Origin of the sequence: Pedobacter cryoconitis (assembly GCF_003259615.1) — a bacterium.
In the GTDB taxonomy this organism is placed as follows: Bacteria; Bacteroidota; Bacteroidia; order Sphingobacteriales; family Sphingobacteriaceae; genus Pedobacter; species Pedobacter cryoconitis.
In genome coordinates this window covers 1-7,800 of record NZ_QLLR01000057.1, presented here as the reverse complement: position 1 = coordinate 7,800, position 7,800 = coordinate 1, and the positions used below count along the sequence as shown (strand labels likewise).

8 protein-coding genes are annotated in these 7,800 nt (G+C 31.3%); 3 read left to right on the top strand and 5 right to left on the bottom strand.

What is annotated here, in order from left to right; genetic code table 11:
- Positions 1–317: IS3 family transposase (locus LY11_RS26120; RefSeq protein WP_170132707.1), on the top strand; the 317-nt coding region annotated here is incomplete at its 5' end.
- Here the strand turns inward: LY11_RS26120 and LY11_RS26115 are convergent.
- Genes LY11_RS26115 through LY11_RS26095 form a run of 5 tightly spaced genes read right to left on the bottom strand, consistent with a single transcriptional unit; the run spans position 318 to position 5,249 of the window.
- On the bottom strand, positions 318–464 hold the full coding sequence (locus tag LY11_RS26115) for an ATP-binding protein (RefSeq protein WP_317048019.1): 147 nt from the start codon (positions 462–464) through the stop codon (positions 318–320).
- Between the two features lie 45 nt (positions 465–509).
- Positions 510–1,421, bottom strand: coding sequence for a hypothetical protein (locus LY11_RS26110; RefSeq protein ID WP_111636515.1), 912 nt, complete (start codon positions 1,419–1,421; stop codon positions 510–512).
- Positions 1,422–1,425: 4 nt separating this feature from the next.
- A complete protein-coding gene (locus tag LY11_RS26105; protein WP_111636514.1) occupies positions 1,426–3,222 on the bottom strand; it encodes an ORC-CDC6 family AAA ATPase in 1,797 nt (598 codons plus the stop codon).
- Positions 3,209–4,402 (bottom strand): metallophosphoesterase family protein, encoded by a 1,194-nt coding sequence (locus LY11_RS26100; RefSeq protein WP_111636513.1) that lies wholly within the window; start codon positions 4,400–4,402, stop codon positions 3,209–3,211. Before LY11_RS26100 ends, LY11_RS26105 begins: the two co-directional genes overlap by 14 nt.
- Before the next feature lies 1 nt (position 4,403).
- A complete protein-coding gene (locus LY11_RS26095) occupies positions 4,404–5,249 on the bottom strand; it encodes a DNA adenine methylase (RefSeq protein WP_111636512.1) in 846 nt (281 codons plus the stop codon).
- Positions 5,250–5,797: 548 nt separating this feature from the next.
- Between LY11_RS26095 and LY11_RS26090 the strand changes: the two genes are divergently transcribed.
- Entirely contained in the window at positions 5,798–7,510 is a 1,713-nt protein-coding gene (locus LY11_RS26090; protein WP_111636511.1) for a hypothetical protein, read from the top strand.
- A 40-nt stretch (positions 7,511–7,550) separates the two neighbouring features.
- Positions 7,551–7,800 (top strand): transposase (locus LY11_RS26085; protein ID WP_146610944.1); only part of this gene is annotated, 250 nt, incomplete at its 3' end.

Below are 7,800 nucleotides of genomic sequence, written 5' to 3'. Positions count from 1 at the left end.
TGATTTTTCATTCTGACCGCGGAGTTCAGTACGCTTGCAACGAATTCAGATGCTTACTGGAAAAAAATCCTTTGATCATCAGAAGCATGAGCAGAAAAGGAAATTGCTGGGACAACGCAGTAGCGGAGAGCTTCTTCAAGACGCTCAAAGCTGAATGTGTGTATCAGCATAAGTTCACAGACAAAGAGCAGGCAGCACTCATCGTTTTTGAATATATAGAGACTTGGTATAACCGTAAAAGATTACATTCTACACTGGGGTACTTGTCCCCAGAAGAATTTGGTAGAAACTTAAATAAACAAAATATTGCCGCTTAACTAAATGTCAACTTTAATGTTGCAATTCCACACTGGCAGTTGACTGGCAATAATAGTTGCTTTGCAAGCATGCCGGTCTTCAATGATCTCCATAAAGTCCATTCGTTGTTGTTGTTCCAAATGCGTTAACCCAAAGTCATCGAGTATAAGCAGATCCTATAATTACTGGCCCGGAATCACCGATATATACACCTAACAGGTTTCATTAGAAAAAACGACTTCGCTAATAATAAATGTGTCCTCATTAATAGGCTCTCTTTTATACTCATTTATATTAGAGCCAGAACCAACGCGCCAAATATCAATATCAGGATATTTTACAGACATTAGCATAGAAATAAATGTAAAAGGTTTAGGGCCTAATGGAGCAATAATAATACTATAGTCATCTTTTAAAAGATAATAAATTGAAGTCAATTGCCTTTCTAAAAACAATAGATCTTCGAATGGATAGGTTACTATGTTCTTATAATGATCCAAAATATTTTGATTATTTCGCTTCACTATATCTACAAATTTTGGATCTATTGCAGGATCAGTATAGAATACATAACATATTTTAGGATCCAAATGATCAATTATTCCTTCTGCCTTGTTCTGCTCATATCCCAAACACACAATAAGAGCTTTTGGCTTATTAGTGGGAACTACATATTTTCCTGGTAGTGGTGCAATATCAGAATTGTATTTAGGCTTTTGAGGAACAGAGTATTTCGAAGGAGTATATAAAAAATAAGCCTTAACCTTACTGAGATTGATATCACGCTTTGCTAAAAAAAGTATAATAGAATAATACCATGACTTCGTCATACAAGAATAGTCAACGATTATATTGATTTCTTTAAGCTGAGAACTTATAAATATAGATTCTAAAAGATTATATATTTCAATATGACTATTAACTTGAATAAATTCAATATCATCCTTTTTCTTTTTTACCTGTTTATAGCATAACCCTATAACTTTTGAAATTTTATTAACACCAGCAAGCTTATCGTAAGCACTGTAAACTCTTTTCTCATGATTACAAGCAAAAAGAAATAAATCAATAGTAAGACCTCCTAATTCATTAATTCCAATCTGTTTTCCGTATTGTAACTCCATTGCCTTAAAATAATAAAATTTGATTCTGACTTTCGAAGTCCAAACCTTTTAAACATTCACTTAACTTAATTGATGTATACTTCCTGATTGGTAAGTCATAAAGAGGAAAAAATAAATAAGAAAGTTTTAGTCGTTGACCTCTAATTTTAAAATCAAAAGAATCATCATTTGAATCAACTAAAATAAAAGCACCTTGAGAAATTCCTTTCTCCAAAAGTCTTACAACTTCTTCAGATAAATCATTTTTATTTTCATCGACAATGAATGTTCCTTTTGGATCTAAATTAAATGTAATACCTAATATTTGATTTTTAAAGAACTTACCAACTCTATCAATAACATCGGTAAGTTGTGTTGATGTTGTTGAACCTATTGGGATATTTGCTATAACATTTTGAAATCGTTTAGAAGCGCTTATTATTTCATCATATTGAAATTTTTCACTCACTTGTTGATTGGAAGAATTAGCAATTATAGAATTAATTATTGCAATTAGCCATCTTGGATTTCCATCACATATTTTAATTAAAACCTCAATTCCGAAATATAATTCACTAGTTTTTCTACTCCTATATGTGACTTTAAATTTGTTATCGATACTTTTTTTGTTTTCATTAATATAATAGTTCCGAAAGTATACGATTGGCTTAATTTTTCTAAACAGAACGTCTTTTAGATTAGCATCAGGCGTAGGGTTATTTAAATCAACTCTTTTATCACTTAGGAAATCTCTAAACGAAAAATCCTTTTTTATAAGTTGTGACATTTCTTTAAAAAAACGACTACCCTTCTTGTAACTATCTGCGCTTTTATTATAAACCTCATTAGAGCCAAAAAAACCCTTGGCGTCCTTTATTTGAAGTTTTTTAAATAGGTAAGAATCAATAATTTTTTTTGAAAAATCATCGGTATCACCAGAACTCCACATTTTAATCATAGTAACATCATTACCGGATGTAGCTCTGTAAGTGCCCGATAAAGGTTTCTCTAGTTCTAGTGATAATATAGGGCTAGAGCTTAATTTATATAGGATATATTGAGTTCTGCTTCTTAAAGAGCTAAAAAGTTTTTTTTGTAACCATATAGGGGCAAATTCCAGTTCATCAAAACATAAAGCCCATTTCTTTTTCCCTTTTATATCATATATTCTTTCAAAAATTGGGATTATAACTTCTAGAGATGTTTCAAATGTTAAATTGAAAAAGTCATGCTTTGGTATATCCTCTTCATTTTTATAATTGAAAATAACATTTTGTATAAGCTGATTAACAAAATCTACTCTTTCATTAAGAGCATCTTTAATGTATTCTAACTTTGGTATTGTAGATGTAAGTTGCCAAGCTTTTATTAGGGTCTTACTTAACTCGATTTCTTTATCTTCATCAGAGTCATTTAAATCAAGGTCTATGATATTTTTAAAAGTATCACAAATTGAAGTGAATACATTACTATTTACAGAAAATGCAGATATTTTATCCGAAAAATTGCCGAAAGATTCTAATTCGGAACTAAACGTTTGATTTTTAACATCCCAATAGATATCTGTAGAAATATAAATTGCATAAAAGGGGATATTGAACCTAATATTGTCTGCTTTACTATCTTTCCAATTGTTCAAAGCAGGCAATGTCAACATCTTCATAAGTGTTGTTTTCCCACATCCTCTTGCTCCTAAAATCACTGAATGATTATTCTGAATTAGTTTTTCGAAACTATTAGAAAAAATAAAACTTTCCGCTACTTCCTTTGGGTTTAAATGCCTGGCATTATAGGTATTATAGAAACTATCAATCTCTCTCATAGTATATATGCTTTGGTTTAAGCCCTATTTTTGAATTTAAGAAAATATTTTCTACTTCTAATTTCGACTGAAGTTCTTCCATTTTATCGGGAATTAAGTTCTGTAATTCTGGGATACTCTCTATGACTACATTCCATTTTAGCATAGGCGTAACATTCAATAATGATTTTATTTTTTCAACGATGTATTGAATATTATCTTGATATCCAAATCCTGTATATGGGTAAAAGCCGTCTTCTTTATCTTTTTTCCAACCAATTCTATTTTTAAATGTCCAAGTTTCTATAATGCCATTTGAAGGGGTCGAATCTTTTTTAACAAATTCAATGATATGAAAGTAATTGAATTTACTAATCCATGAAATTTGATTAGTCGCTGAAAAACTCCCAGATGATAATATTGGTAAAGCAAAACCAGATTCCGTATTGAAATATCTAAGCCAAGGATCATGCTTATGACCATGTATAATTAGATCAAATTTATATCTACCTAGTACATTTAACATATTCTCACCATTCTCTATAAAATCATGTTCCCCTAAATCTTGCCTAGAATGTTTAATTGGATGATGATGAACCAAAGCGATTTTTATCTTCTCACTATAATTATTAGCTTCAAGGTATTTTTCAATCATCTCAATTTGTCCTAAATCCATTTTCCCCTTTACAGCAGGGTTTTCTATTGAATTCTTATCATAATGGGTATGATAATGTGTTGAGTTAATAACTAATATTTGAAAATCCTCCTCTTCAACAAATGTAAAACCTGTATCCCAAAAAAGATTCAAATTTTCCTTCTTTATAGGAAAATTTTGACTTATTTTTTTCGGAATATCAAAGCTATAGTCTGAGAAAGTATGTCGAGAATCGATATCGTGATTTCCAATTGTAGCAATTAAATCCGAAGCTTTTAATGCCCTTGAAATTTCGTTTACATATGACCAGCCTGAAAAGAAACCTTGCTTATCAGACCTATGAGTAAAGTCACCTGGACTTAAAACAAGATTGACTTCTAGCTTATCTTGGTCAATAATTTCTAATAAATTTTCAACAGGATGTTCATTAGTTGGAGACCTTAGCTTGTCACTAAATAGGAGTGTATTATTCTCAGAATATTCTTCTTTTTGAGGATGACAATGTAAATCACTTATAACAGCAATTTTGAGCGTTTTAACTGCCATATCAGATAGTTGTATTCGTAATTATTAGTTCATTATATGATCCTCTAGTCTTATTTCGTCCTCCTACTTGGCTAAGACGAGATAATTTTTTAATTTCTCCAATGCCAGAATATAATTCTAATATAGAATTATGACTTGCATTAGTTAAAATAAAGAAGGCCTCCTTTTTTATCAATTCTTTAACATAGTCTCTAAGTTTCTCTTGGTCTGTCCAAGAAAAAAGATGCTGATTATATTCTATAAATCCATTATTCTCGTGAGCAACAGTGTAAGGTGGATCTAGAAACACGAGATCACCTTTTTTTACATTAGTTATCGTTTGTTCAAAACTCTGACTGGTAAAAGATGCTCCTTGTAAGTTTCGACTTACTTCCAATAATAATTTTTCTGTCACAACATCAACTTTTTCTCTATGACCATATGGGACATTATATAATCCTTGACTGTTTACCCTATAAATACCATTAAAAGAAGTTCGATTGAGATAAATAAATCGTGCCGCTTTCTTTTCTTCCTTTCTTGGCTTTAATTGCCTGATGTGATAGTATTGATTCTCGGAATTAATAAAATTTTTTAAATATGAGATCACTTCTTCTGGATTGTCTCTAATCTGAATATATGCATTTATTAATTCTTTGTTAGAGTCAGATAAATGAAAATCTATTCCTGATGTCAGATCTAAGCCTTTTAAATAAAAATAAACTGATCCAGCACCTAGAAATGGTTCATGATAATTATTAAAAGATGAAGGCAAAAATTCATTTATATAGCTTTTAGTAAACCACCTTTTAGATCCTGTCCATCGTAAGAAAGGCATACAACTTTTCTTGTTAATTATCTCCTCCATTTAAATCCTAATTGCCTCTTTTTGCACAAGACGGGTTGCTTAATATTAAGTTTAATGATTACTTCTGCTAAGATATGAAATATAATGCCGTTTAGCCCCAAAAGACAGTATTGAGCTTTATATTAATGTTTAAATTAGCCTATTAGTAACCAGATATATTACAAAAGATCATATAATATTGCATCAATTATTGCTTTTGCAACTGGATTATTTTTTTAAGTTAAGTATTTGTCCCAATTTTTTCGACTTTTCAGCGGTCTGGTTTTTCAGGGGAGGTCAGTCATGAAAGTAATCGTTCAATTACCAGATTGTTGGAGTTTAACCGATCCCATTCACCTTTGCACCAAAATGTCTCGTTCATAACTTCTTCAAATAGTTCATAAAAACAGTTATAAGCTAATATCAAAAATAGAAGCTCAGATTTCTTTTGACGATTGTCGTTCATAAATGGATTCTAAATATCATATAAAATGAATCCTTATATGATTAGATTAGATAAAAATATTAATTTTATACGAGACATCAATCTCTTAATTATATCAATGTAAATGGGAAAAAGAAAGATAATTTTTCAAGATCTACAACTAAATAATAATTATTACAATCTAGTCTGGGTGGGGAAAATAAAAAAATCAGGGGATACAGATCAACTAATAGCTGAAGTCAGATTTAAGGAAATAGGACCATGTTTCAATAAAAAGAATATATCTAACGATCTAGGCTTCACTAGTAAGTCTTCTTTGTCATTTGAAATCGACGCCAAATTTCTCTTAGAATTAACAATTGGTTCTGTTTGGAAAAACGGCCGTCTATTTATGAAACCGGACAAGCTATATGAAAAATTCAAATTCACCATTTTCAAACCTCAAGATCATCGTCCATACAATAGTAAAAACATATATGACAATGATCCTATTATATCATTCGAACATATCAAATATAACAATGCGAAATTCCTCTATTTAAAACGTGAGGACATACAAGTTCTTTATAATAAGAAACTGATATTTGATTTAGATTTTGTCTTGATCCCATGTATTGAAATTGCCAGATTTTACTTTTTCACATCGGGAAATATGATTTCAAACCTTCTACAAAAAAGGACAGGACACGGGGAGTTATTCGACAGATCTAAAACGACATACAATAAAGAAAAAAAAACGGCACACATTCGATTATGGAAAGGCTTAGCTGGAGAAGATGCTTTTTTAGCAGCATCAATCTGCTTTAATACATCTTTTAGAAATGCTGCAACTTATATTGGTAATAAATTTTGTGAAAATTTTAGAGATCTCCCGCAGGACAGTAACAATGCAGGGTTTCGATATATAAATACATATATTCCTTACAATATCGAAATGAAACTCGATACAGCTGGTAAATACATTAAAACTCGATCCGGTAAAAAAGGGTTTATTGTATATGAAATATTAGAACATTGTTCAGAATATTTTCTCGAATCTTTAAGCTATCACCCTTTTCATGATAACAGTATAAATCTAGATTGTAACCCCAAAGTCGTGCCAGAAAGGATAATTCACTCACCAAACATGGAGACGAATTCTCTTGAAATTCCCATTACAGGGCAGAAAAACGTGAACTCACAAATAGTTAAGCAATCTTTAAGCACACAACACAGATCAAAATATTCAGGAGCTTTTCCATTGGTCTTTAGAGCAGAAAAGCAAGAACAAAAGACAAGGTCTGAATCTGTGATTCAGAAACCCTTAAATATTGACGAATTTAGTACATTAGAAATTTCAATTCACAATTCTAATTCCGCACCAGCCGAATTAAAAAAGCCAACGGAAAGAAATTTCGAAGTTTTGGAAAATAAGGATGGAATCACATACGACCGCGACTCAGTAATGAAGGATTTCGAATTATTTTGTCAAAATATTGCCGTAAGAAATAATATAGAATTCAAATTTCTAGGCAATATGTCAGCTACTGAAGATATTCCATTCTCACATATTGCTTTTTCGAACGAGCGATGTCACCATCTCACAGCAAATTGGTGTTCACGTAAACGGACGGCTGGTACAAAAAAATGGGAGCCAATTCCAAGACATCTTGCTTTATCTGAATTTAAAACTATCAATAATGAGAATTTCTATTTATTAGAAATTCAAAGAAGACTAGATTTTCCAGAAAGTTATCCCGTTTTATTTTTTTCAGCACTGAACTACAAGCAAATTAATGCTCAAGACTTCTTAACTATAATAAAAAAAATAAGAGATGGAGTTGCTATATTTGAGTAGACACAGAGTTAAGAGGATTTACATATCTTAACAGAATATTATGTCACGAGAGAGAAAAGCATACCCGAAGGAGTTCAAGCTGATGAGCGTTGAACTGAGTAACACCCGTACAGATCTAATTGCACTTGCGAAAGAACTGGATATCAATGTGACTTTATTATATAGATGGCGTAAGGAATTCACCAGCAAGCAAGGCAGCAGTTTTCCTGGGAATGGAAAGGTTATCCTCAGCGCAGCTGAGCAAGAGGTGGCTAATTTGAAAAAAGAACTGCGTGAAACGCAGATGGAAC

What these genes read in the sequence shown, in the direction of transcription:
- LY11_RS26090 (WP_111636511.1), top strand. Translation starts at nt 5,798, where the DNA reads ATGGGAAAAAGAAAGATAATTTTTCAAGATCTACAACTAAATAATAAT.
- LY11_RS26105 (WP_111636514.1), bottom strand. Translation starts at nt 3,222, where the DNA reads ATGAGAGAGATTGATAGTTTCTATAATACCTATAATGCCAGGCATTTA.
- LY11_RS26100 (WP_111636513.1), bottom strand. Translation starts at nt 4,402, where the DNA reads ATGGCAGTTAAAACGCTCAAAATTGCTGTTATAAGTGATTTACATTGT.
- LY11_RS26110 (WP_111636515.1), bottom strand. Translation starts at nt 1,421, where the DNA reads ATGGAGTTACAATACGGAAAACAGATTGGAATTAATGAATTAGGAGGT.
- LY11_RS26095 (WP_111636512.1), bottom strand. Translation starts at nt 5,249, where the DNA reads ATGGAGGAGATAATTAACAAGAAAAGTTGTATGCCTTTCTTACGATGG.